Annotated in this window: 23 protein-coding genes, 2 pseudogenes and 2 riboswitches; of the genes and pseudogenes, 4 read left to right on the top strand and 21 right to left on the bottom strand. The window is 40.0% G+C overall.

The features are described 5' to 3' along the window. Positions 1-193, top strand: a pseudogene (locus tag VRHSUH09_RS05230) (IS256 family transposase); the annotation flags it as partial. Positions 194-277: 84 nt separating this feature from the next. Here the strand turns inward: VRHSUH09_RS05230 and thiM are convergent. The 3 genes from thiM to thiW are packed head-to-tail and all read right to left on the bottom strand — an operon-like array spanning position 278 to position 3,121. After that, positions 278-1,795: a hydroxyethylthiazole kinase gene (thiM, locus tag VRHSUH09_RS05225; protein ID WP_105081596.1), complete on the bottom strand. Its 1,518-nt coding sequence runs from the start codon at positions 1,793-1,795 to the stop codon at positions 278-280. Between the two features lie 4 nt (positions 1,796-1,799). Next, positions 1,800-2,642 (bottom strand): bifunctional hydroxymethylpyrimidine kinase/phosphomethylpyrimidine kinase, encoded by an 843-nt coding sequence (gene thiD / locus VRHSUH09_RS05220; protein WP_054748054.1) that lies wholly within the window; start codon positions 2,640-2,642, stop codon positions 1,800-1,802. After that, positions 2,642-3,121, bottom strand: coding sequence for an energy coupling factor transporter S component ThiW (gene thiW, locus VRHSUH09_RS05215; RefSeq protein ID WP_105081595.1), 480 nt, complete (start codon positions 3,119-3,121; stop codon positions 2,642-2,644). Before thiW ends, thiD begins: the two co-directional genes overlap by 1 nt. A 62-nt stretch (positions 3,122-3,183) precedes the next feature. After that, positions 3,184-3,278: riboswitch (TPP riboswitch) on the bottom strand. Between the two features lie 82 nt (positions 3,279-3,360). Further along, a riboswitch (TPP riboswitch) is annotated at positions 3,361-3,466 on the top strand. A 52-nt stretch (positions 3,467-3,518) separates the two neighbouring features. Between thiW and cytX the strand changes: the two genes are divergently transcribed. Beyond that, on the top strand, positions 3,519-4,715 hold the full coding sequence (cytX, locus tag VRHSUH09_RS05210; RefSeq protein WP_105081594.1) for a putative hydroxymethylpyrimidine transporter CytX: 1,197 nt from the start codon (positions 3,519-3,521) through the stop codon (positions 4,713-4,715). A gap of 213 nt (positions 4,716-4,928) precedes the next feature. Here the strand turns inward: cytX and VRHSUH09_RS05205 are convergent, their stop codons facing one another. The 3 genes from VRHSUH09_RS05205 to modA form a co-directional block, all read right to left on the bottom strand. Further along, positions 4,929-5,558 carry an ATP-binding cassette domain-containing protein gene (locus VRHSUH09_RS05205; RefSeq protein WP_105081593.1) on the bottom strand — a complete coding sequence of 210 codons (630 nt, stop codon included), beginning with the start codon at positions 5,556-5,558 and terminating at the stop codon, positions 4,929-4,931. 8 nt (positions 5,559-5,566) lie between these two features. After that, a complete protein-coding gene (gene modB / locus VRHSUH09_RS05200) occupies positions 5,567-6,235 on the bottom strand; it encodes a molybdate ABC transporter permease subunit (RefSeq protein ID WP_105081592.1) in 669 nt (222 codons plus the stop codon). 97 nt (positions 6,236-6,332) lie between these two features. Beyond that, positions 6,333-7,121, bottom strand: a complete 789-nt coding sequence (gene modA / locus VRHSUH09_RS05195; protein ID WP_105081591.1) for a molybdate ABC transporter substrate-binding protein — start codon at positions 7,119-7,121, stop codon at positions 6,333-6,335. Between the two features lie 378 nt (positions 7,122-7,499). Here modA and VRHSUH09_RS05190 point away from each other — a divergent pair, with 378 nt between their 5' ends. Then, entirely contained in the window at positions 7,500-8,489 is a 990-nt protein-coding gene (locus VRHSUH09_RS05190) for an AEC family transporter (RefSeq protein ID WP_105081590.1), read from the top strand. A gap of 75 nt (positions 8,490-8,564) precedes the next feature. On the opposite strand, the gene VRHSUH09_RS05185 is transcribed toward VRHSUH09_RS05190, so the two are convergent. The 9 genes from VRHSUH09_RS05185 to glmS form a co-directional block, all read right to left on the bottom strand. Then, positions 8,565-8,855, bottom strand: coding sequence for an ArsR/SmtB family transcription factor (locus VRHSUH09_RS05185; protein WP_054748046.1), 291 nt, complete (start codon positions 8,853-8,855; stop codon positions 8,565-8,567). Positions 8,856-9,048: 193 nt separating this feature from the next. After that, positions 9,049-9,495 (bottom strand): universal stress protein, encoded by a 447-nt coding sequence (locus VRHSUH09_RS05180; protein ID WP_105081589.1) that lies wholly within the window; start codon positions 9,493-9,495, stop codon positions 9,049-9,051. Between the two features lie 170 nt (positions 9,496-9,665). Further along, a complete protein-coding gene (locus tag VRHSUH09_RS05175; RefSeq protein WP_105081588.1) occupies positions 9,666-10,937 on the bottom strand; it encodes a hypothetical protein in 1,272 nt (423 codons plus the stop codon). Positions 10,938-10,945: 8 nt separating this feature from the next. Further along, complete coding sequence (locus tag VRHSUH09_RS05170) at positions 10,946-11,704, bottom strand: amino acid ABC transporter ATP-binding protein (RefSeq protein WP_054748040.1); 759 nt, start codon at positions 11,702-11,704, stop codon at positions 10,946-10,948. A 47-nt stretch (positions 11,705-11,751) separates the two neighbouring features. Beyond that, positions 11,752-12,408: an amino acid ABC transporter permease gene (locus VRHSUH09_RS05165; protein ID WP_009352132.1), complete on the bottom strand. Its 657-nt coding sequence runs from the start codon at positions 12,406-12,408 to the stop codon at positions 11,752-11,754. A 123-nt stretch (positions 12,409-12,531) separates the two neighbouring features. Beyond that, positions 12,532-13,344: an amino acid ABC transporter substrate-binding protein gene (locus tag VRHSUH09_RS05160; RefSeq protein ID WP_105081587.1), complete on the bottom strand. Its 813-nt coding sequence runs from the start codon at positions 13,342-13,344 to the stop codon at positions 12,532-12,534. A gap of 281 nt (positions 13,345-13,625) precedes the next feature. Then, complete coding sequence (locus VRHSUH09_RS05155) at positions 13,626-14,102, bottom strand: hypothetical protein (protein WP_105081586.1); 477 nt, start codon at positions 14,100-14,102, stop codon at positions 13,626-13,628. Between the two features lie 36 nt (positions 14,103-14,138). Next, positions 14,139-15,125, bottom strand: a complete 987-nt coding sequence (trpS, locus tag VRHSUH09_RS05150) for a tryptophan--tRNA ligase (protein WP_105081585.1) — start codon at positions 15,123-15,125, stop codon at positions 14,139-14,141. Between the two features lie 58 nt (positions 15,126-15,183). Beyond that, complete coding sequence (gene glmS / locus VRHSUH09_RS05145; RefSeq protein WP_105081584.1) at positions 15,184-17,016, bottom strand: glutamine--fructose-6-phosphate transaminase (isomerizing); 1,833 nt, start codon at positions 17,014-17,016, stop codon at positions 15,184-15,186. Between the two features lie 525 nt (positions 17,017-17,541). Between glmS and VRHSUH09_RS05140 the strand changes: the two genes are divergently transcribed. After that, a complete protein-coding gene (locus tag VRHSUH09_RS05140) occupies positions 17,542-19,047 on the top strand; it encodes a hypothetical protein (protein WP_105081583.1) in 1,506 nt (501 codons plus the stop codon). 121 nt (positions 19,048-19,168) lie between these two features. Here VRHSUH09_RS05140 and VRHSUH09_RS05135 read toward each other — a convergent pair. From VRHSUH09_RS05135 to cdaA, 6 genes and pseudogenes are all read right to left on the bottom strand, one after another. Then, a pseudogene (locus VRHSUH09_RS05135) lies at positions 19,169-20,281 on the bottom strand (tetratricopeptide repeat protein). A 243-nt stretch (positions 20,282-20,524) separates the two neighbouring features. Then, entirely contained in the window at positions 20,525-21,211 is a 687-nt protein-coding gene (locus VRHSUH09_RS05130; RefSeq protein WP_276329522.1) for an aspartate/glutamate racemase family protein, read from the bottom strand. A gap of 333 nt (positions 21,212-21,544) precedes the next feature. Further along, entirely contained in the window at positions 21,545-22,897 is a 1,353-nt protein-coding gene (gene glmM, locus VRHSUH09_RS05125) for a phosphoglucosamine mutase (protein ID WP_009351949.1), read from the bottom strand. Between the two features lie 166 nt (positions 22,898-23,063). Then, positions 23,064-24,662 carry an NAD(P)/FAD-dependent oxidoreductase gene (locus VRHSUH09_RS05120; RefSeq protein WP_105081582.1) on the bottom strand — a complete coding sequence of 533 codons (1,599 nt, stop codon included), beginning with the start codon at positions 24,660-24,662 and terminating at the stop codon, positions 23,064-23,066. Positions 24,663-24,937: 275 nt separating this feature from the next. Further along, positions 24,938-25,858, bottom strand: coding sequence for a CdaR family protein (locus tag VRHSUH09_RS05115; RefSeq protein ID WP_054748028.1), 921 nt, complete (start codon positions 25,856-25,858; stop codon positions 24,938-24,940). Continuing rightward, positions 25,855-26,667 carry a diadenylate cyclase CdaA gene (cdaA, locus tag VRHSUH09_RS05110; RefSeq protein WP_009352084.1) on the bottom strand — a complete coding sequence of 271 codons (813 nt, stop codon included), beginning with the start codon at positions 26,665-26,667 and terminating at the stop codon, positions 25,855-25,857. The genes VRHSUH09_RS05115 and cdaA overlap by 4 nt, the downstream gene beginning before the upstream one ends. Positions 26,668-26,829 lie beyond the last annotated feature (162 nt).

Below are 26,829 nucleotides of genomic sequence, written 5' to 3'. Positions count from 1 at the left end.
CTATATGCACTCACCAAGACCGCTTTCTATTTCAGATATATTAAATTGTATGCCTACAGATGAATCGATTGCTGCTATCTACAAACGGTTATCTGATTATTGCCAAATAGATCGTTCAATTCCTCAATGGGGTGATGCTCCTGTTTGGAATGAGCTACATATGTCTACAGATTTTCCAACTTATTGGGATTAGTCACACACACTTTTTGTCCTATAACCCTCTTTTTTTGTGTTCTATTTACTATTAAAGAGTATATTCTATTATCTAATATACTAACTACTTAATACCATCAACTAAATGTTTAAATTCTTGCGCCGCTTCATAAGGACTATCTGCATGAGCAATAGCAGAAATTACAGCCACACCAGAAGCCCCTGCTTGTAGTATAGGTTTCGCATTATCTAAAGTGATGCCACCAATTCCTACACATGGTAATGTTAGCCCTTCTGCTTGTAGTTCAGTAATTCGATTTGGTCCGCACGGTACTTGAGCGTCAGGCTTACTACTTGTAGCGTACATAGGTCCTACACCTACACAATCAGCGTAGATTACATCGGTCTTATGTAGTTCCTCCACAGAGTGAATAGAAATACCAACCACCTTATGGCCCACAAGATTACGCACCTCTTCTAGACGCATATCTTCTTGACCTACATGTACACCATCAGCATTAACAGCTACTGCTAAGTCTACATCATCGTTGATAACATAGAGTACATTGTACTTTGCACAGATTTGTTGTAATTGTTGAGCTAACTCTAGTTTCTGTTGCCCCACTAAGGTACCTACGCCCTTTTCTCTAAATTGGAAACAAGTCACACCGCCTCGACAAGCGTCCTCTACGATAGAGAGCAAACGATTTTCATTCAGTTCCACATCTTGCGTACCACTGATGAAATATACTTGTAATTGATCTGGCACAACTATAGGCCGTATACGATTTTCAGACATAAGCACCGCATCATCCAGTGTATATAAGCTATCCATAAAGGCTACACTAAAGCTACCAGGTTGTACGCCACTTACCTGCACTGCACTTTCACCGGCCAAACCATAGTATGCCAATGCATAGCCGAGAAACTCACCCATAGATAGTCTATTTTTACATGGATAATAAGCACTGAAGAAAGCCGCCAATACAGCCCCTAATAGACAGCCCGTGCCCGTTACAGCCGTCATAATAGGGTGTCCGTGTGGAACGGCAAATACCCGAGTTCCATCGGAAACATAATCCTCTTCGCCAGTAGCTACAACAGGACAGTTGATAAGGCGCGCTAGACGATAGGCGATAATAGCACTATCCTCGATCTGTCCTCCATCTACACCTTTACCGGTAGTGGATATATCTGCCTGAGTATTAGGACTTAAAGCATTGTAGATAGCTTTAATTTCACTTTGATTACCTCGTACTAATGAGATATCACCAGTCTTAATCAAGTCTAACACCACAGATAGACGATAAGCCCCCGCATGACAACCTACTGGATCTAAAACGATAGGAACCTCATGTTTCTTTGCCAGTGCTATGGCATCTTTGTAGTAACTAACTTTGTCTGGTGTAAGAGTACCAATATTGATGAGTAGCGCCGATGCATGGACGATGAGATTTTTCAAATCTTCACTACACTCACTCATCACAGGCGATGCGCCAATGGCGAGTAAACCATTGGCCGTAAAGGTCCTCACCACATCATTGGTAATACAAATAACGAGAGGGTTTCTCTGGCGCAAGATTTCTAATATATTGAGTTCAGGCCAAATTTGACCATTCATATATGGATTTTCATGGGTCATATCACTATCTCCTCTCGTCATTTTTCAAGAGCTCATCCATCGTTTCAGGTCCATTAGATAACAGGTCGTAAGCCATATGATTAACGGGACCACAGCCATTTCCCAGCCCAGGATTATGTTTAATGGCAAGTGCAATATAGTCCTTGGCAATACCAATGGCATCCATTACATCACGGCCTTTTGCAAGCTCCGCCGTAATCACTGCGGAGAAGGTACAGCCCGTTCCATGAGTATGTACCGTATCATATTTAGGGCTTGTCCAAGTACGGATGCTACCATCTTTAGTGAAAGCATAATCCGTTGCATCTTCACCGATGTGACCACCTTTAATGATAACTACTTGAGGTCCTAAGTCCTGTAAGATACGATTAGCCGCCGTTGTTATGTCACTTTCACAATCAATAGACATGTCCGCTAAGACCTCAGCCTCACTACGGTTTGGTGTAATCACTGTAGCCGTCGGAATGAGTTTGGATTTTAAGAAATTTACTGCCTCATCTGATACGAGTCGGTCACCGCTAGTGGCAATCATAACGGGATCCATTACATAAGGAATTGGTTTACTCACATAAGGATAGATAAGATCCATCATCTCCGGCAAGGCAATCATGCCCGTCTTAACGGCTTGAGGTTCAATGTCAGAATACACATCGTGTAATTGTCGGTCAATACTCTCTAGCGACAGATGTTCTACATGATGTACGCCCGTCGTATTTTGGGCTACCACAGAGGTAACAACAGCCATGCCGTATACGTGACGACTTTGGAAGGATTTTAAATCGGCCATAATACCAGCACCACCGCTAGGATCAGTACCAGCAATTGTCAATGCAGTATGTAGTTTCATTATGCCTCCTTATGTAATAGATGACGACGAGATAAGATTTGTAATACTATGAAACCAATAAAGGCACCTGCTACAGAGCTCATGGCGAAGGATGTAATCAAAGTCAACAATGCCAAAGGTTTACCTAACAAGAAATTGGCTATAGGATAACTCACGAGAGCACCGATAAGGCCAGTACCAATGATTTCGCCTAGAGCCGCCGCCCATAGAGCGTTATATTTCTTATATAAATAAGCCGATAACCAAGCGCCAATCATGCTGCCAGGAAAGGCTAAAGGAGAACCTAGTGCCAATACATTGCGTAAACAAGATGTACTAAAGGCAGCACCTACGGAAAATCTTGCCCCCACCACAACGGCTAAAATAACATTAATCATATGTTGAAACGGAAAAATACGAGCCGGCCCAACAGGAATTGATGTAGTAGATAACACTACGCCTAAGGCCACACATATGCTAGCAATAATCAGTTTTTTCATAATACCTCCAAACATATAAAACAAGACCACTCCAAATGGAATGGTCTCGTAATAGTTTAGTATTATGTTGCACTCCACTTCCCTACGCCGGTATTATCTGGATCAGGTCTAGGGTTTTGAATGGTCAATCTCAGCAAAAGCACCCCTAGTGGCAATATATTTTTATACTCTAGTTATAACATCATTATACAATCTATGCAACAAAAAGAATTGACGGTTTCCTATTATCCGCATATAATGAAGCCATAACGGGGTGCTCACAAGAGTGGGCTGAGAGTAAGCTATCGCTTTAACCCATAACCTGATTTGGATAATGCCAACGTAGGGAACATAGAGGATTAAAAGCCGAGTTCCTATGAACTCGGCTTTTTCTATGACTTCCTGGCAAGGAGGACGTATGAAAAATACATATATTACACAACCACAGTTCGCCATGATATGGTTTGGTGCCGCTCTATCTATAGCGGAAATTATGACAGGAACTTATCTGGCCCCCTTAGGGCTCACTCAAGGTCTATATGCCATCATACTAGGGCATATCATCGGCGGTATATTGCTCTTCGGAGCGGGCCTCATTGGTGGACGTTTACGGCAAGGCAGTATGAATACAACCGCCTTCAGCTTTGGACCACTAGGGGCTAAAGGCTTTGCCTTTTTAAATATGCTTCAACTTATCGGCTGGACTAGCATCATGATCTACGATGCCATGCTAGCCTTACAAGAGCTAGCACCTCTATCTCCTATGATTTGGACAATAGCTATTGGAGCACTTGTCATCTTGTGGCTTTTCATCGGCCTCCACAATACGGGCTATATTCAAGCCATCGTATCTGTTCTATTGCTAGGGCTCACCCTCTACATGGGCGCTCACATGATATCGCAGTGGCCTAGTGAAGGTATCCTTCTAACTAGCGGAAACATGAGTTTCATCGCTGCCCTTGAGTTATCTATTGCCATGCCCCTATCTTGGCTACCTCTCATCAGTGATTATACCCGTGAAAGTAAAAAACCTTTCTCCGCATCACTTACAAGTGCTACAGTCTACACTGTAACAAGTATCGTTATGTACACCTTAGGTCTTAGTGCCGCAATCTTTGGCGGTGGCGACTCCATCATTACTATCATGATGAATGCAGGCCTCGGTCTTGCAGGCCTCATCGTTATCATCTTTTCTACCGTTACTACAACCTTTATGGACGCTTACTCTGCAGGCGTATCTAGTACGACTATCTATAACGGTGCCTCCAGTAAAGGTATCGCCGTCATCGTTACTATCGTGGGTACTATTGCAGCTATTCTATATCCAATGGATGATATTACAGACTTCCTATACCTCATCGGCTCTGTATTTGCGCCGATGATTGCCATCTTATTGGCGGATTACTTTATCAATCGCCAACAGGTACAAACATTATCCGCTTATCTCGTACGAGGTCTTATTTGGGCCGTATCCGTTGGTTTATACCACTATATGTTACATAGTGAAAGCACAATAGGTGCTACATTACCAGCCTTTACAATGGCATTTGTCGTTACAGCTATCGTTGGATTTATAAGTAAAACAGCGCACACATCTGCTAAAATCAAGCAATAACAAAACTGAAAGTACATACACTGCTCTCATTAGTATTAACTAGTTAAGAAAAAACACCTTCACAATCCGCCAGTAGTGAACTGCACCCCAAAAATTGGACACAATTTTTGGAGGTGCAGTTCAAGGATTATGAAGGTGTTTTTATGTATCTGTTCTTTAATTTTCGAAGTATGTTACCATTACATCAAAATTATATGTTCTTAAGCTTTACCCTTATTTAGGAATGGTAATGATTCCGTTTTCACAGGTCCAGTGTCTATCGCCTACGTTTTCTGCTTCGCTTTCATCATGAGTAACCCATACACAAGGTACATCCCATTCACGGATGATAGATACGAGATCCTCACGAACTTGTTTTCTCAAATTCCAGTCTAGTGCAGATAAAGGCTCATCAAGGAGCAAAACAGTCGGTTTAGAGTAAAGAGCACGACCAAGTGCAACCCGTTGTTGCTCACCACCAGATAATCTCCCCGCCTTAGTATGGCGGTATTTTTCTAAACCTAACCGTTGTAACAACGTATTACACATGTCAGGTGTACCTCGTTTGCTATAGGTAATATTACGCTCTACCGATAAATGGGGAAACACAATATTGCCTTGAGGCATATAGCCTACTTGGCGCTCTTGAGCGGGCACCCAAAGCTTTTTATCTCGATCAACCCATGTCGTTTCATCACATTGAATACTGCCAGTTGTGGGTTTTACGAGGCCCGCGATGCATTTGATAAACGTACTTTTACCACTACCGGACTGTCCAGTCAGCACAGTAATGCCAGACGGCAGCGCACCATCAGCTTTCACAGTCACAGAAGGTCTAGCTACAGTAAAGGAAAATGTAATCATAGAACCTCCTAATTATTATCTGTATGGCGGAACAAGGAACCTTTTGTAATAAGGTGAATCCCGCTCAGTAACGCCAATGTAAGAACACAAATATAAATAACTAGCTCAAAGGCATCCATATACTGCCCTGCCTCTACATAGGAGTAGATAGCTAACGGCATAGTACGTGTTACCCTTGGAATATTACCAGCAATCAAGATGGTCGCACCAAACTCGCCCATAGCACGGCAGAACGCTAAAATACTACCTGTTAAAATACCTTTCCATGCGAGCGGTACAGATATGGTAAAGAAAATGCGTAGTTCTGAAGCACCTAATGTTCGAGCTACATCCTCCATATTATGATCTACGGACTGCAATGCAGAACGTACCGTTTGATAAAACAGTGGAAATGCAATAACAGAAGAGGCTATGACAGCACCAGAAGCGGCAAAGACGACGCTCATGCCATGAGCTTCAAGCCAAGCCCCAAAGGCATAGCCCGGTGTAAATACCATAAGCAGAGCAAAACCAACGACTACAGGAGGTAGTACTAGAGGCAATGTAATAAGAGCATCAAGAATAGCAATGCCGCCCCATTTACAGCGATTCATCCAGTAGCAAACGGCTAAGCCACTTAGGATAACAATAACGAGGGCAATGCTCGCCACCCACAGCGATAGCCAGAATGGACTCATGCCACTCCCCCTTTCTATATACAACAAATTTAGGCTATGTACAATATCTATATTGTACCATAAGAAAACGCTAGCCATGAGAGCTAGCGTTTTACCCTTATTTAGAAGTGGAGAAACCGTATTTCTCTAATACTTTTTGGCCCTCTGGGCTCATTACGTACTGGTAAAAGTCTTTTGCCAATGCATTGTCATATTTTTTAATGATACCAATTGGATAGATAACTGGATCATGAGAGTCTGCAGGTGTTACTGCGGAAATTTGAACGGCATCACCTGCTGCAATAGCATCCGTTTTGTAAATGAAGCCAGCATCACCAGCGCCTTGGCTAATAGATGCGGTTACAGCTTTTACATCTTTTGCATATACTACATTAGGCTCTACTTGTTCCCAAACGCCTAATTTTGTTAACACTTGTTTACCATAGTTACCAGCTGGCACTGTTTCAGGGTTACCCAATACAATGCGTTTCACAGTAGCAATTTGATCTAACTCAACTTTAGGTTGACCTTTTGGAACTACGAGAACGAGTTCATTTGTAACGAATGGTTTTACATCACTTACAAGGTCTTTTTCTTGTAACATTTTCATATTTTTTTCGTCAGCAGAGATGAATAAGCTAGCTGGTGCACCTTGTTCAATTTGTTGACGTAATGTGCCAGAACCAGCAAAGTTAATAGCAATTTGATCGTCTGCTAAATTATGACTTTTTTTGTAAGCATCAGCCAGTTCTGTAAGAGCCCCTTTAAGACTGGCAGCAGCTTGTACCGTAATCTTTTCAGATGTACTTGGTTTACCTGTTTCTGCCGGTTTGCTTGCATCGTTACCACAGCCTACTAGAAACGCAAGCATAAAAACGCTCATTAATACTAATAGAATTCGTTTCATAATTCCTCCTGTGCATCCCTCCGGGCTCCACACTGTGAAAGCTATGGTCAAACCTTGAGACACATCGCCTAACAAAAGACTAAATATACAATATATTCACATTATACTATAAATCCATAGTTTAGGTCGTATGCAAAAGCTCACATTCTGCATAGATATTTCTGATGATTATGATTAGTAATTATAATAGATAAATTTTTAAACCTCAAACAATACATACTATGGTATGATAATACTATAGAGGATAAGAAAGTTCCGAGCAGATTTTGAAACTTATCCACTAATCATTCATATAATACTAACTGTATATTTACTCTATACAGTTATATAATAAGTTAATACTATGTCCTATTTTAATAAGAAACTCTAGGTGAGATAATGAATTTATTAGTATTAATAGGCCATATCTTTATGAATTCCATGATCCCTATTTTAATACTTATAGGGGTTGGATTTATATTAGATAGAAAATTTAAACTCGATCTATATACGCTGAGTAAGCTGAACTTCTACATATTATTACCTACTTTTATATTTAGAGCTATGTATGAAGCAAAGCTTAACTCAGGCACATTAGAAATTGTATTTGTTGCATTCTGTGTACTTATACTAAACTCCATACTATCGGATATAGTTGGGCGAATGCAAGGTTATGACGTAGCCAAGATTGGGACCTTAAAAAACTGTGTTATGTTTAACAATGTAGGGAATATGGGTGTCGCCCTTGCTATATTTGTATTTACAAACGTCCCCTATGTTATTGATGGCGCCACCCCCTATGCAAACTTAGGTCTTGTAAGTGTCGTATCCATCATGATTATTCAAACCATCAGCAGTAATACGTATGGGTTCTACCAAGCTGGTGCGGGCAGGCTAAGTCCTCGAGATGCACTAAAAGTAGTGTTCCACATGCCAATGGTTTATGCCATCCCAATGGCTCTACTCTGCCAGTTGCTGCCTTTTGATTTACACGGTCTCTTCTTCTTTGCGCCCCTCAATATCTTTGCTAATGCCTTTGTTGGGGTTGCTATGATTGCCTTAGGTGTACAAATTAACAGAACGCCATTAAACTTCTTTAAACTAGATGTTATGCTTGCAACGACGTTGCGACTTGTAATAAGCCCAATCATAGCCGCTGCTATGACCATACTCTTCATCAAGTTCTATGGCCCTATGCATCCAATAGCAGCGCAAACTATTATCATAACCTATAGCGTACCAACAGCTATCAATATGTCTCTCATTGCAATTGAAATGAAGAATAACCCAGAGTATGCTACACAAATCGTTATGGGCACTACAATTCTATCAGCAGTAACTATGCCGCTATTCATTACAATCGCCTATTATCTTTTCCCATTATATTGATACTAGTATACCTATACAAAGAGGAGCCCTTTAAAAGGGCTCCTTTTTTTACATTTTAAATAATTATCTTTTTATTTACTGATGAGCTACGTGTTCCATACCCATTCTTACAAGGCACTCTACATGATCATCATTTAGAGAATAATACGCTGTTTTTCCATCCTTACGATAGGTCACGAGGCGCGCTTGACGCAATACACGCAATTGGTGGGAAATAGCTGATTGTCCCATCCCCATAGTTTCTGCGATGTGATTTACACACATTTCGTTTTCTAGTAATAGTTCTACTATTTTAAGGCGTGTAGGGTCTCCCAAGATTTTAAACAGCTCTGCTAGCTTTAGCAATGATTCTTGTTTGTCGCTCATATAGTCCCCCTTAATTTCATTCATATCCATGCTTATAATCTATATTTCTTATGTATAACTAATCGATGTTTCTTAAATTAGATTGCTCATATGTAGAGCATACATATAAACATTATATCATTTTTATTATATTAAAAAAGAGACTTTGTAAAAACAAAGTCTCTTTTTGTAACATATCAAAACAGGATATGCATTATTTAATGATTAGTACAGGGCAAGTGGAGTGGCTAGTTACATAGCTACTTACGCTACCCATGAATAAGCCTTTCAAAGGACCAAGGCCACGGCTACCCATTACGATAAGATCAGCATCGTATTTTTTAGCTACTGCAAGTAATGCAGGTCCTGGGGAGCCCACTTCGAATACGCTTTTAACTTTAACGCCTGTAGGAATTTCTTGCACTACATCGTTAAGAATTTCTTTACCAGTTTCTTCCATATCTTCAGCGATTTGCTCAGATACGTAGCCACCAGAGATTGGTGTTTGGTCGAAATTGGAAATAGCAGATACGATATTCGCAACGTGAACAACGATCAATTCAGCTTGGTTGCGGTCTGCTACTGCAAGAGCATGCTCTAATGCACGTTTAGCATTTTCAGAACCATCAGTAGGTACGACAATAGTTTTGTAGGTAACCATAATAACCCCTCCTATTACTAATCCCTCAAAGGGGATATGATCAAAGATCGTTTAGCCTATACTAATATATTCTAGACTATCAAGGAAAACTCCTCTTTTTCCAAAAGGATTTATTACATTATAGCACAAATTATACAGAATTATACAAATAAAAGAATATTATGTGTATATTAGAGAACTTGTGAAGATTGATTAGTATTGAGAGTCGTAGTCAGCCTAAATCCATCTAGTATATCGATAAGCTCAGGTGTAGCTAAACTAACACCTGACGGACCAATCATACGCGCTACTGCTACATTGCCTTCATTACCAAGGATGATGGTAGCACCAAAGGATACTGGAGCCGCCGCCGATGTATCAGAGGTATTCGGATTTTTCATATGTCCCGCAAGATAGAACATTACATTTCCATCGATGATATGCGTTTCATAACGAGTAATGCTCGCCTTATTCACCTCAACCAGTTGTTTGAGGTAATAATCACCAAGCATTTGCTTACCCATCATCGTCGGCATCCCTGTGCTAACGGCTTGTACAGGGATTGTAAAAGACTCTACATCGAGGCGAATATTATGCTTAGTGAAAGCAATCTTACCTTTCTCGTTAAGACGAGTGAAGCCTTTTGGATACGTAAACTTGATGCCTTCTGCCACACTAATATCATTCGTTCCAGTTAAGAACTGTTTAACCCCTTTAATGGCATTAGAATTCTTTTTGTTGATTAGTTCAAAGGATGGAATCGTATGTTCCATCAAGCCAGCCTCCATGAAGTCCGCTTGAATTGGCGCATAAGTACTAACCAAATTATAGCGATGCGTAGGATCTTTATCCATAATGAATTCCGCCTCAAACACAGATTGTACCGGCTCTGTAGAGGTCATTTCTGCATAAGATTTCGGCGTTGTTTTATCCCAACGAGCAGATGTGGCACCTTTTTTACTAAAGAAACCACCTACAATATCATTATGTTCAAAGGCATTGCTATGTTGACGCCAAATGCTCAAATACTCCTCACTAGACATGCCCTTAATCGGCACACCATACCAAGTCGTATTCCATTCCTTTTGAGATACTCCATCTTGTGGTGTATTATTGCGCTTTGTGAAAGACACCGTATAAGCATCATCTTGAGTTGGACCGGCTAAGTTGAAGGAATAGCCTTGAATATGCTCGCTTTCACTACGCACATCCATATCTAGCATGACACCGTCGGCTACGCGCCAAGGAATTGTAAAAGTGTAACCATTTTTATAGTCCTTAACTACCGTGTTCATTTGAGTAGCATAGGATTTATATTGGTCTGGCAAAATAGAGGCCGAATCCTTTTGAGACTCTACAATCGCCAAAGGTGTTTCAGGCGTACCTTTTAAGCCCTCTGCCATGATAGAGGTCGTCCCCAAAGCCATAACAGCTAGTGTTGCTGCAATCAAACGTAACTTCATAGGTCCTCCTATAACATATTATCCAAGAATGCTTTTGTTCTAGCGTTCTGTGGATTGTTGAAAATCTGTTCTGGTGTTCCCTCTTCTTGAATAACACCATCTGCCATAAAGATAACGCGGTCAGATACTTCACGAGCAAAGTTCATTTCATGGGTTACGATGATCATCGTCATATGATCATCGGCTAATTGTTTTATAGTCTTAAGAACCTCACCAGTAAGCTCAGGATCAAGAGCCGATGTAGGTTCATCGAAAAGCATAATTTCAGGGTTCATTGCTAAGGCGCGAGCAATAGCTACACGTTGTTGCTGACCACCAGATAAACGGGATGGATACATATCGCGTTTTTCCCAGAGCCCTACCTTCTTAAGTAATTGCTCTGCAATCGGTAGAATATCTTCATCCTTCATGCCTTTTACCATACGCGGTGCAATCATAATGTTGTCGAGCACAGTCATATGCGGGAATAAATTGAAAGATTGGAACACCATGCCCATGCGTAATAGCAAGTCATGTTGTGTTTCTTGGCTTGCATAGTTTACAGTGCCATTAGCATCAGTACTAGCAAGAACAGTGCCATCTACGGTAATAGAGCCTCCATCAATCGTTTCCAATTGACCTAAGCAACGCAAAAATGTAGATTTACCAGAACCAGAAGGTCCGATGATAGAAACAATTTCCCCTCTATTCATTTTGAGCGATACATCGCGCAATACTGTTTGATTGTTAAAGCGTTTTTCAATACGCTCCATATTTACAAATGTCATAAGTACCTCTTACATAATTACATACGACAAACTACCATAGAAATAGATTAATCTTCATATACAGCAAATCTTCGTTCTAAGTAGTTGAAGATATTCGTCAAAATAAAGGTAAAGATCAAATAGAATATTGCTGCCACAAGGAATGCAGAAATATCAAAGTCACGTTGTACGATAGACTTCGTAATACGCAAGATATCATTCATCGCTAATACATACACAAGAGATGTATCTTTCAACAAGTTAATCGTTTCATTGGCAAGAGGTGGCAATACACGCTTAAACATTTGCGGCAAGATGATTTTTCGCATAGTTTGAGAGTACGTAAAACCAAGTACCTTTGCCCCTTCGTATTGACCACGAGAGATGGATTGAATACCACCGCGGAAAATTTCACATAAGTAAGCTGCGTAGTTTAATACAAAGGTAAGAACGGCTGCCGTCGCATCGTCCATTTGAATGGCCCCATCTGTAATGATTGGTAAAGCATAATAGACGAATAAAATTTGTAACATCAACGGTGTACCACGCATTAAGTACACGAAAGCATCTACTAGCTTATCTACTAAAGGCAATTTAGATAGACGCAACATAGCCATCAGGATGCCGCCTGGGATAGATAAAATCCATACAATACAGAATAGTGATACGGTTACCTTTAATCCATCGGCGATGGTTGGAATAATCTGCAATAAATAATCTAACATGGAATGCTCCTTCAAAACACGACTAGAGAAGAGGCATCTGGCCTCTTCTCTAGTGTACATTTCGTTCTTTAATTATCAGTTGTACCTACTGACCATAGTACTATTAGTATACCACGAATCGTACTATTTAGCATCGCTCTTATCAAGGTCTGAGCCGGAGCCTAACCATTTTTCAGCAATTTTATCAGCAGTACCGTCTTTTTTCATTTCAGCTAAGATACCATTGATTTTGTCACGCAAAGCAGTATCTTCTTTGCGGAAACCAACTGCGAAATCATCTACACCGTAATCAGTACCTTCTACGATTTTGTATTTACCAGGTTCTTTTGTCATGAGGTAACGAGCAATAACGCCATCAGCAATAACCGCATCTACACGTCCAATACCAAGATCCATGAAAGCACTTACGAAATCAGCATAGGATTTTATTTCTTTAACAGTCTTACCGCTTTCATCCTTTTGTAATGCAGCTTCACCAGTACTAGCTTGTTGTACGCCAACCACTTTACCAGCAAGATCAGCCTTACCTTTGATGGACTCATCTTCATTACGAACGATGATGTATTGTTTGTCTTTCATATATACATTGGAGAACAAAATATTTTTCTCACGTTCAGGAGATACGGTTAAACCATTCCACAATGCGTCGATTTTTTTAGATTTTAGTTCTGCTTCTTTACTGGACCAGTCGATAGCTTTGAATTCTACTTCCATGCCAGCACGTTTAGCCGCTTCTTTTGCCATGTCGATATCAAAGCCTACGATTTCACCTTTATCATCTTTAAAGCCCATTGGAGGGAAGCTATCATCTAAACCAATGACAACTTTCTTAGGCAATTCTGTATTCGCTTTTTTAGCGTCCCCACCACAACCCGTTACAAATACCATCATAGACACAGCTGCAAGGCCAACGGCCATCATCTTTTTCCAATTCATAACTATCCTCCACGGCGTTATCGCCTAATCTCTACAAACTTTTATGATTCGTACAGTTCATTTTTTGTACCTGATGATTGTATTATACTTTAGTTCGTTAAAGTTGTAAATAGTTAATTTGATGAATTTTCAAATTTTTTAGTATATGACTCTACAGTCTCATATTCACTGCATCTATATACTTAAAAATCTATTTTGTGCACAGCTATTTTTGATTTTTATAATTTGTGCACAGCTATTTATGATTTTTATAATGATTTATATAATAATTTGTCTGATAGTTATGACTGCGTATGCTTATGGATAGCCTCTATCATGGCCATTTTGTCCTTATATGGTACTTGAGTTAAATCAAGGGGGATTACATAAATACCACCATGACCGTTCATAGCCTGCAATTCACGCCACCCTTCGGTAAAACCGATGATATGATCGTAATCGACAAAGACAAAATACTCATCCCCATTAAAGAGACTGTGAAAGTATTCTTTCACAGAAAAAGGCCTTCGCTTTAACACGAGGCCCTTTTCACAGATAAAAGCTTGACTTTCACCTAATCTATGAAGGGTCCACAATATGACGAGCAACAACAGATAATACCATACGCGTTCTACCCAGTCTGAAGGCATATATTTTATGATTAACGCACATACCACAAGACCAATGATGCGACCGGTCCATTGGATTCCGCGATGTATTTCTAAGCTCTGTTGTACGGCACCTGATGAAAAGCGTTCCATCGCCTCTTGTTTCGTCATGGTTTTCCTCACAAATTGAAAGTCTACTATATGTTTTTATTTACGGCACAAGCCCATAGCTTGTTCTACCTTACGGTACATTACACTCGCTTTAGCTTGCGCCTTAGCAGCACCTTCATCGAGAATGATATCGAGTTCAGGACTTGCAATCAATTCATTATAGCGTTGTTGAATTGGTTCAAGCGTTGCTACTAAAAGATCAGCGATATCGGATTTAAACACGCCATAACCTTTACCTGCGTACATTTCTTCAATAGCTTCGTAGCTGTCTTTTGTAATAGCACGATAAATGCCCATCAAGTTAGAAATGCCAGGTTTGTTTTCTTTATCGTAACGCACTGCATTATCAGAGTCAGTTTGAGCGCGTTTCAATTTTTTCACGATCAAGTCTGGTGCATCCAAAAGACGAATCGTAGCATTTTGGTTGTCATCAGATTTACTCATTTTCTTAGTTGGCTCTTGTAAGCTCATAACGCGAGCACCACCTTCGCCTACCTTGATATCAGGTACTACGAAAGTTTCGCCAAATCTACGGTTAAAACGCTCTGCCAAATTACGAGTCAATTCAAGATGTTGTTTTTGGTCCTCACCTACTGGAACATAGTTAGTACCATATAACAAAATATCTGCCGCCATTAATGGTGGATACGTAAGCAACGCTGTAGGAATAGAGTCACCTTGCTTTTGAGACTTATCTTTGTACTGTGTCATACGCTCTAATTCGCCAACATAGCTGATAGATTGCATAACCCAACCGAGTTTAACGTGCTCAGGCACTTCGGATTGCACAAATAATGTTACCTTTTTAGAATCGAGGCCAACAGCGAGGTATAAGGCAGCCAAATTACGAGTATTTTGGAATAACTCTTTTGGATCTTGTGGTACAGTAATCGCATGTTGGTTAACGATACAATAATAACATTCATCAGTGTCTTGATAGTCTAAAAAATTACGTAAAGCCCCCAAATAGTTACCAAGTGTTAACTCCCCACTTGGTTGGATGCCGGAAAATATAACTGCCATAATAGTCTCCCTATATTGAAATAAACCAACAGTGCCGAAGCACTGTTGGTTATATATATTATTCTACGGTTACAGATTTAGCCAAGTTACGTGGTTTATCTACATCTGCGCCGCGAGTAATCGCTGCGTAGTACGCCAATAATTGCAATGGTACAACCGCAAGGATTGGAGCGATGAATTTATTTGCACGAGGCACATAGATTGTATGGTCTACGTGTTTAGATAATTCTTCGTCACCTTTCATGCCAATACCGATTACAACAGCTTCACGCGCTTTTACTTCACGGATGTTGCTAATCATCTTATCGTACACATCTTCTTGTGTAGCCAATGCGATAACAGGTACGCCTTCTTCGATAAGAGCCAATGTACCATGTTTCAACTCGCCACCAGCATATGCTTCAGCATGGATGTAAGAAATTTCTTTCAATTTCAAAGCACCTTCCATCGCTACTGCGTAGTCGATAGCACGGCCCAAGAAGAACGCATCAGATTTGAAGCCATAATGTTTTGCAAAGGCTTTCATATCTTCGTCTACTTCAAAGATTTCATGAATCAATGTAGGCAAGCTTTTAACACCGCAAAGGATTTCTTCGCCTACAGCTGGATCCATTTTACCGTTCAATTGGCCAAGGTATACAGCGAACAACAAGCCTGCTACTAATTGAGTAGTGTACGCTTTTGTAGACGCTACAGAGATTTCAGGACCAGCCCATGTGTAAACAGTGTTATCTGCTTCACGGGAAATACTGGAACCTACTACGTTTGTGATAGCTAAGGATTTAGCGCCAAGGCGTTTAGCCTCTTTCAAGGCTGCCAATGTATCGGATGTTTCACCGGATTGGCTGATAACGATACATAATGTTTTATCATCTGTCAACGGATTGCTATAACGGTACTCAGATGCAATTTCCACACTTACAGGAATGCGCGCCAAGTTTTCAATATATTGTTTTGTTACAAGACCTGCATGGTATGCAGTACCACATGCAACGATGAGGATTTTATTGAAAGCGGCTACATCGTCAGCAGTCCAGTTCAATTCCTCGAAGTGTACAGTTTTGCCATCTTCGGAGATGTGTGTACCAAATGTATCGCGAACTGCTTTAGGTTGGTCATGAATTTCTTTCAACATGAAGTGTTCATAACCGCCTTTTTCAGCAGCCTCTGCATTCCAGCTTACGTGGAATACTTCTTTATCGACAGCATTACCTTCACGGTCAAATACGGATACATTATCACGAGTTACAATCGCTAATTCGCCATCGCTCAAGATGTATGTATCACGTGTGTAGTTAATGATCGCTGGAATATCAGAGGCAACAAAGTTTTCGCCTTTGCCAAGACCGATAACCAATGGGTTTTCTTTTTTAGTACAAATGATTTTGTCTGGCTCATCAGCACAGATGATTTCAAGAGCATACGCACCGTCAACACGAGCAAGCATGCGGCGTACAGTACCTACGAAATCGCCATCGTACATATCTGCCAATAAGTGAGCTACTACTTCAGTATCAGTTTCAGATTTGAAATGGTACCCTTTTTCGATAAGCTCTTCTTTTAAAGGCATGTAGTTTTCAATGATACCGTTGTGAACAACAGCAAATTTACCATCTTCAGAGGAGTGAGGATGGGAGTTCATATCGGATGGACGACCATGAGTAGCCCAACGAGTATGACCAATACCTACAGTCCCTTCATTAGGATCTGCTTTTACAATCGCCTCAAGATTAGCTAGACGGCCAACCTTTTTTTGAATTTTGATTACATTTTCAGCACCAATAACAGCGATGCCTGCAGAGTCATAACCACGGTATTCTAATTTCGCCATACCGTCCAACAAGAAATCAGATGCTTGATTAAAGCCAATGTATCCTACGATACCGCACATAAGTATATCCTCCTATAACTGGGGGCATTCTAGCCCCAGCCAACAACTAAGGCTAACAAATTAATGTTCTAGATTAATGTTTCAATTATGTATTAATTATTACTTTAATACAATTCATTCAGATATACTTTGTCCCCATCGTTACCGATGGGATTTTTAATATCTGTTACGACATGAATGTGCCGGAAGAGCATCCGCTGATTATTCGATCACTCTTCACCTCGTCTACCCTAACGACTGCCTTCGCGGGTACTTGCGCTATTCGCCTTTACGAATTCGGTCTTCCTTTTTATGATATACGGCAGAATTAGTACAAATATGAATTATGTACTGAGCTATATTATACTAAAAAAATCGATGAAATGTAAACCTCCGAAGCTAATTCAAAGGCAATAAAAAAAGATTTTTTCTATACTTCACGATATTTTCATTGTAAGAAATTATACTGCTATCAATCTATATTTTATGCAATTAGATTTTACTATTCAACTACAATCAATTTATACAATTTAGGAGAGAAATAGTATGAATAAAACAATTATAAAAAAGAAACATAGAACACATAAAAATAACATACAATACAGAAAATTACGCCGTTGGGTGCTCCCTGCAGTATTAGGTGCCGCCTTATCTACATTGGCCTTCATTCCAACCTTTGCAGCAGAAACACAAGCGAATACTAACGTAGCTGTTGTAACCACTACAGAACAAGCTCCAACTGTACCATCTGCTCAAGGTAGCACACCACCAAATGGTGCTCCACATGGCAAAGCACCTGCAGGTCAACCGCCAGTAGGTGCTCCTAATGGAGCACCTCCAAGTGGAAGTCAAAACGGGGCACCTCCAACAGATATGCAAAACGGATCCCCTACTGGCATGGCACCACAAGCCGAAGTAGATCCTAGTACTTTCACAAGTACGTCTATAATAACAGAAAACAAATCTATCGCTCATGAATTAATTACTAACACAACATCTGACCAGAATGCTTTCATAGGCAAAAATAAAGCAGTCGTAAATATCGAAAACAGCGTTTTCGATAAAACTGGTAATACTACAAGCGATGACAACAGTAATTTCCGAGGTCAAAATGCGGTAATTCTTGGTATTGATGGCAGCCAAATTAACATTAAGGGTAGCAATATTACATCTAACTCCAATGGTTCCAATGCAGTCTTTGCTACCGGTGAAAGCTCTGTTATCAACGTAGAAAACACTAATATTCACACTAAAAGCGATTCCTCTCGTGGTCTAGATGCTACGTATAAAGGCACAGTAAATGGTAAAAATCTAACGATTACTACTGAAGGTGCTCACTCTGCTACACTTGCTACAGATCGTGGCGAAGGTACGATTACTGCGGAAGCTGCTAAACTAACAACATCTGGCGCAGGTAGCCCTGTTATCTATTCAACGGGTAATATTACAGCTAACAATGTGAACGGCGTAGCTAATAACAGTGAAATTGGCGTTGTAGAAGGCAAAAACTCCATTACCCTTACGAACTCAAACGTAACTGGCTACAAAGATAATGGATTCATGCTATATCAAAGCTTCTCTGGTGATGCTGAAAGCGGCATTGCACGCCTCAAAGCAGAAAATAACACGCTCACAACACACTCTACAGGTGCGTTCATCTATGTAAACAATACTACGGCTAAAGTAGACCTCTCTAACAATGCAATCTCTATGCCTAATACCAATACCCTCGTGAAAGTAGCGGCTGACTCCCGTTGGGGTAAAGCTGGCGAAAACGGCGGTCACCTCACACTCCGCGCATCTAACCAAGCATTAAGTGGTAACATCGTGGCTGACTCCATCAGTACTATTGCACTAGACATGACAAACGGTTCTAGCCTTGTAGGCGCTGTAAATACAAACAACTCAGCTAAAGAAGTTACACTGAAACTCAGCAAAGACTCTAGCTGGACACTTACTGGCGACAGCTATGTAAAATCCTTAACTAACGAAGACACAACTGGTGAAAACATCCACTTGAATGGATACAAACTCGTTGTAGCTAATAAATAATGACAAAAGCACTACTCTGGATTATTACAATTCAAAGTAGTGCTTTCTTCTTTTTTATTCAAATCTCATAGCAGTTCAAATACAGATATCCTTTTTGATTTATCACACAAACATAAGAGTATCAAAAGTTATGAAATAAACAGTCTATTAAGTAGCATCCATATATAGGATATAATTTTAATTCAACTACAGGCTTGTAGTTTTCATGTTTAATCTTATGTACCACAGTGCTTAAAGCTTCTAAATCATCTTCCCAGCTTTGAATATAACTTTGCTTTTCCTCTTCACTATCAAAGTCTTCAACCGCTTTTACGTCTTCGATACATTCTAGTAGTTCTGTTCGTTGTTTATCTACTTCACGGTGGAACAAGTCATGTTGATTCGTAGTCCAAAGACCAAAGTAATAAGGCCCCCCACTCAAATCACAGTCCTCTTCAGCTTTTTCACATTCCTCTAAGAATAGTTCGTATTCATCTAAAACATAATAGGCATTAAAGACTTCAAAATCATAAATCTCATCGTTACTTAAATAATATGCTACATCTGAGCCCAGCTTAATTTTCTTTAACCGATCAAGAGCTTACTTTTTATTTCCTAAATACACATCACAATAAGCTATCCCAAGTAATAATCGCATTCTATTTGGGTATTTTAATAACAACTGCTCAAAAATTGTCTTTGCTTTCTCATATTTTTTAAGCTCAAACAAACACACTGCATAGCCATAGCTTATTTCATAATCATTAGATACACTTATTCCCTTTTCAAAGGCCTGTAAGCTTTTAGTTAACGCCTCTATCGATCCATTATCTTCGTAAGATGAGAAATGATATAATGCCAAACCTCTATAGGTCTCTATATAGGGAGAATTGAGCTTTACAGCGACCGATAGATAATCATATTCTTTTATATGTCTCTCATCGTTATAATAAAAAGCCAGATTAGTGTAAACTCTTGCTTTATCCGTATCACTCAGTTCACCACTATACGTTTCGAGGAAATCTTCCAATAGTTGAATTGAGTTTTCCTCATGCCGCAACACCTGTTCAACAGTTGCTAAAGCGCATACCACATCTACATCAAGCGGATCCTCCTGCATCAAACCACGTAAGTAAGATCCAAAACGCTCTGCATATTGCATTAATACATTATAATCACTGAATATGGACACCTTATAAGCAGTTTCATATTCTGTTTTAAGATTTTCCCAATACTCTTTTATAACAAGCTTCATATTATACCTTTACTATCGAACATATTTTAGACTATATATTTATAATAACATAAGTTACTTCTTATATACGTATGTACCTATACTAACGCCGCTCATATAAATTCAAACTATACAAAAAGACTTGCTTTAGCCTCTAGCTAATTCTAATTACATAAAAATAACCCTCTATTAGATATTCTAAAAATGAATAAAAATATCTAATAGAGGGTTATGTTACTTAAACAAAAATAAAACCTAACTATATTATACTCCATCAATAGAGATCAACGCCGCATTTTTTGCATGTATCAATGTAGTATCAAATAACGGTATATCCGTATCATCCTGTTTAACAAGTAGTCCGATTTCAGTACACCCTAAAATAACACCTTGTACACCAGATTTTACCAAATCACCAATAATATCTAAGTATTGTTGTTTAGATTCATTAGAAATAACACCTAAACACAATTCATTGTATATAATATCATTTACAAGTTCAACTTGATCTTCGTTAGGGATAACAACATGAATTCCCCGATTTTCCAAGATACATTTATAAAAATCTTGTTGCATCGTGTACTTGGTACCAAGTAGACCTACCTTTGTAATACCTGATTTTTCTAACTCTACTGCAGTCATTTCCGCAATATGAAGGAGAGGGATGTGAATATGTCTTTCTATTTCATCTGCAACTTTATGCATTGTATTCGTGCATATAACAATATAATCAGCACCGGCCTTTTCAAGAGATTGAGCCGCATCGGATAAAATTTCAGCGCTTTTATTCCAATCGCCATTTGCCTGGCACTTTTCTATTTCTTCAAAATCAACGCTATATAGAATACATTTTGCCGAATGTAAGCCGCCCAAAACTTGCTTAATAGTTTCATTCAATACCTGGTAATATGTAATCGTACTTTCCCAGCTCATTCCTCCAATTAAACCTATTGTTTTAATAATGTTACCCCCTTAGATTAAAATATCCCAAAGCCAAAAGATAATTCATTAAATTATTCTAATTGATATATCACTCATATCTAAGCCTCCTATATATGTTCCTGTAGCGACTTTACGTAGGACGGAGCAAAGGGACATATATAGGAGGATAGACCTTTAATATAAAAGTTGTAGAATGGATTCACAATTATTAAAACCCATTGTTTTAATCTTAGTAGAGATGGTTCCTCGCTGTGGATTTCGCTTTCCGAAATCTTACGCTCGGAACAAAGTGATGTGTGGACTTCATCGTCGCAAGCTCCTCTGCCGCCTCACACCCTACTTTTATTCCGCTAACCCTTGTTCTCTACCGATAATATCAGCGATTTCTTGGCATAGTGCTTGTAGTTCTTCTTGGTTAGGACCTTCTGCCATTACGCGAATGAGTGGTTCAGTACCAGATGCACGAACTAGAACGCGACCTTCTACACCAAGTTCACCTTCCGCTGTTACGATGGCAGCTTTAATAATATCATTATCTTCCCAACCTGTTTTTGTAGCAACACGAACGTTGATAAGAACTTGAGGATATTTAGTCATAATGCCAGCCAATTCAGAAAGTGGTTGGTTTTTCTCTTTCATAAGAGCTGCTACTTGTACAGCTGTCAACATACCATCACCAGTTGTATTGTGATCCAAGAAGATTACATGACCAGATTGCTCACCGCCAACGGAGAGATTATGTTCACGCATATACTCTAAAACATAACGGTCACCAACAGCAGTAGCAAATGTTTTCATGCCTAATTCTTGAGCGGCTTTATGGAAGCCAATATTACTCATAACAGTACCAACTACAGTATCATCTTTGAGTTTGCCCTCTTCTTTCAATTTAAGAGCGCATAACAACATGATTTGGTCACCATCGAGGACTTGACCTTTTTCGTCAACCAATAAGCAACGGTCCGCATCGCCATCATTAGCGATACCAAGGTCTGCATTATGTTGTTGTACAGCTACTTGCAAGCCTTCGATGTGCGTAGAACCACAGTGATGGTTGATGTTTAAGCCATCTGGATTTACGTTAATGTTGATAACTTTAGCGCCAAGGCCAGCTAAAATTTCAGGGCCTACACTAGAAGCAGCACCATTAGCACCATCATAAACGATTGTCATGCCTTCCAAGGATGTATCGATTGTGTGACGTACAAAGTGAGCATAGAAATGAGCTAAGTTGCTGTTGTGCTCTATTTTGCCGATGCCGTCACCTGTAGGGCGTGGCAATTCATTATCCGCACTTTGACGAACATACTCTTCCAATTGATCTTCTACTTCATCTGGCAATTTGTAACCATTGCCATCGAAGAATTTAATACCATTATCTGGGTATGGATTATGAGATGCAGAAATAACTGCGCCCGCATCAAAACCTTGTTGACGCACTAGATATGCTACTGCTGGAGTTGGTACAACGCCTGCAATGACTACATTACCACCTACAGAGCAAATGCCTGCTGCCAATGCACTTTCAAGCATAGAACCAGAAATACGCGTATCGCGACCGATTAAGAACGTAGGATGTTCCTTTTCCTTACCAAAATGCGTAGCCGCTGCACGACCTAAATGATAGGCTAATTCAGGTGTTAAAAATTCATTAACAACACCACGTACACCATCTGTACCAAATAAACGAGCCATAATTATCCTCCTCTAGGGATTTGTGTACATCACAAGTCCTCATATATTCACTGTTGTGTATTATATCATATTATATACACCACATATATAGATACTATACAGATACAACTATATTACGGTACCAATATGAACCTATACTGTAGTTTACTTCACAATATATTACCAACTAGTTTGGTTTTGCGTATTTAGCCATACATAAAATAGCAGTTTCTGCCCCATCGAGGGCCGCACTCATAATGCCACCAGCGTAGCCAGCACCCTCGCCCATCGGGTAGAATCCACCTACAGTTGGAGAAATGCGCTCCTCGTTGCGTCCCATACGAAGTGGTGCAGAGGTGCGAGTTTCAACGCCTGTCATGCATACGGCAGGATCATCGAATCCACGAATGCGACGGCCCCAATACGGCAACGCCCGTTCTAATACGGATGTGACGAATGGCGGTAAGCAATCGTGTAAATCACAGTTCACTACGCCCGGTTCATAGCTATAGGTGCTATCTTGTACGCTAGGTGTCGGTGAAAGCCCCAAAAATTGACCTACTGTTTGCGCTGGCGCATGGAAATTAGAACCGCCCAACTCATAGGCCTTACGTTCCCATTCCCGTTGGAAAGCTACCCCATCCAGAGGATGCGTACCAAAATCATCGGGACCTACATTAACTACGATAGCACTATTCGCAACACCGCTATCACGAGCATACAAACTCATGCCATTTACAACAACGCCACCATTTTCGGACGCAGATGCTACAACTTGGCCACCTGGGCACATACAGAAGCTATACGCTGTACGTCCTGTTTCTTTATCATGGTATACGAGAGAATATTCTGCGGCCCCAAGGCCCAAGCTAGACGGTTCTACACCATATTGGGACTCATCGATTACAGCTTGATCATGTTCAATACGAACACCGATAGCAAATGGTTTTGCTGTCATTTCTACATTTCGTTTATGTAGCATTTCATACGTATCACGTGCACTATGTCCTACACCAGATAAGACAACTGTGGTATCAATGCGCTCACTACCATTAATTTCAACACCTACGATGCGGTCATTTTCGATAAATAAATCTGTAATCTTCGCACCGAAACGAACCTCACCGCCCCATTCAATAATGCGCTTACGCATGGCTTTTACCATGGTACGCAATTTATCAGTACCTACGTGAGGTTTATGTTTATATAAAATTTCCTCAGGCGCACCAAATTCAACAAAATATTTGGAGATTTCGTGCAATCTAGGATGGGTAACGCGAGTCGTCAATTTACCATCAGAGAAGGTACCTGCACCACCCTCACCGAATTGAACGTTGGACTCAGGTTTAAAGACGCCCTCTTTCCAGAATGTTTCTACGTCTTCGCTACGAGTATCTACATCTTGACCGCGCTCAAAGACGATAGGACGGTAACCTTCACGGGCAAGGTAAAATGCGGCTAACATACCTGCTGGACCAAAGCCCATAACTACGGGACGATGTGCTAATGGTACATTCCCATAAACGATAGGCTCTGGATCTTCTGCTGTAAATACAGATACATCCTTTTGTTTACTTAGTTTTTTCATAATTTGAGCTTCGTTATGAACCTCAACAAACAAAGTATAGACAAAGACAATATTTGGTTTTTTACGAGCATCTACAGCGCGTCGTACAACGTGAATCGTTTCAATAGCGCCTCGCAATTGGGGATATTTCTTTTCTACAATATCCTTTATATCCGACTTGACTGTAACAGCCACGCGGAGGTTTATTATTCTAATCATATCTTTCCTATTTTGGCTCCCTTCAGGGGCAGCTTATATCGTTATTATTTGACCTAAATCCCTAACAACTGATCTACAAGAAAATGGTTATACACTTTTATTATACAACACTACTATAAAAGCTAATAGCTAATATAGGATTAATAAAAAAGGCCCTAACAGAGTAGGTAAATAATACTCCATTAGGACCTTTAGCATCTAATTGTAATGATTGTGAAAGCTCTACCTGTACTACATTCAGCTGTACATTAAGTAGCATTCTTTTGAATTTCACATTAAGTAGCTTTCTTTTGGATTTCTACTTTTACACGCACTGTTGAGGTATTACTATTGATGCCACTCGGTAAGACTAAGTTATAGGTACCTTGAATGGTTTCTGTAGCACCAGATATATCAACCGGTTCCGTTTGAATATCAGTAATTGTATCAATCAGTTCTTCACGGCCTGTAACCGTTAACTGCGTAGGTGTAGCAGATGTAGCTTTAACTTCGTAGCCCTCTGGCACAGTACCGATGGTCGGCACAGTAATAGGAACGGCTTTATTCTTACGCAATAAGTTAAGTTCATATTGTACTTGACCTTGATTTGGATTGATATGTACATCCAATACATTGCCAGCTATATCCCAAGCCTCTAAAGTACTTACAGCACTGAAGTTCTTAGTTTGTCCGGCAACATTAACCTTCATAACAACCTTGCTCACTGTATTAACTTGTTGCTTGCGCCCAGAAACAGTTACCTCTTTCGGCACAATCGTTACTGATTTCAAAGCAATGTCATCAGAGAATTTACCGATTGGAACAATTTCAACAGGAACCTTTCTTTCAGCATACTCGTCAACATTAATAGTGATATTGTCTGGTTTTACTTCCACAAGATTCATACCTGCAGGAGGCGTAAATCCAATAGTCACATTATTTTGACCTGGTTTTACACCAGACGCATCAATATAAGCTCGAAGATTATCTGACTTCATGGAAATAATCGTATCACGAGGACCAGTCAATACAACACGTACTGTATCTGGTGCATCCTCTACGATATAGCCAGAATTGAGGTTTTGAACCTGTACAGGCACAGTATAGGTTACCTCCATCACAGGATTTTGATCCCGCATGATAAAGAACCACATGACGATAGCCGCCAGCAAGGATAAGAGCTTAGCAGGCCAGTTTCGTTTCAGATGAATCATCATTTGTTAGCCCTCCACTTCCACATACTAGTAATGGTTTGACGAGGGCGTTCCATAAAGGTGCGTAAAGCCTCCTTAATTTGATCCTCTGGTAAATGGCGATAAATATGACCGCCATAGGTATAAGAAATCGTACCTGTTTCCTCACTGACAACGACAACTACCGCATCAGTTTGTTCAGACAAACCGATAGCTGCACGGTGACGCGTACCTAGTTCAGTACTCAACGTACGGTCTTCAGTAAGCGGTAACAAACATCCAGCTGCACGAATGCGACCATCGCGAATGATAAGAGCCCCATCATGAAGCGGTGTGCTCGGAACGAAGATATTTTTAATTAATTCACGGCTCAATACAGCATCCATTAAGATACCTGTATCTACGAAGTCATTAAGACCTACTTCTCGTTCAAACACGATGAGTGCCCCCGTATGTTCACGGGACATAACGCGTGCCGCCGCCATCACTTCATTGATAGCCATATCCATTTCCTCTTCGTTTACATTTTGAGCCTTGCTGAAAATACGGCCGCGACCGAGTTGCTCAAGAGCACGGCGCAATTCAGGTTGGAACACGACTGGTAACGCAAAGAGGAGTACAGTCATACTTTGTTGCAAAATCCAGTTAATAACATATAGATTGAACAGATGACTGATCAGATTTATTATTGCTAAGAACACGATACCTTTTAAAAGAGCAACGGCTCGTGTATCTTTAAGCATCTTATATAAATAATAAATACCTATAGCAACAACGAAAATATCAAGGATATCAAGTAGCCTAAAGGTATGTATAAGTGCGTCAATATGCATAAAAATAACTCCTTATACAAAATAATAAGGTACAGTCAATTCTATGACTGTACCTTATATTTTAACTCATTTTGAGAGTACTGTAAATTTAGAAACAGATACTCCATGAGTTTATTTTCATATAAATATATATTAATCTATAAAACAGATATCTTATATATA

It is taken from the genome of Veillonella rogosae JCM 15642, assembly GCF_002959775.1.
Lineage (GTDB): Bacteria > Bacillota > Negativicutes > Veillonellales > Veillonellaceae > Veillonella > Veillonella rogosae.
Note: the sequence above shows the minus strand (reverse complement) of the source record. Positions and strands in the feature narration are given on the sequence as shown.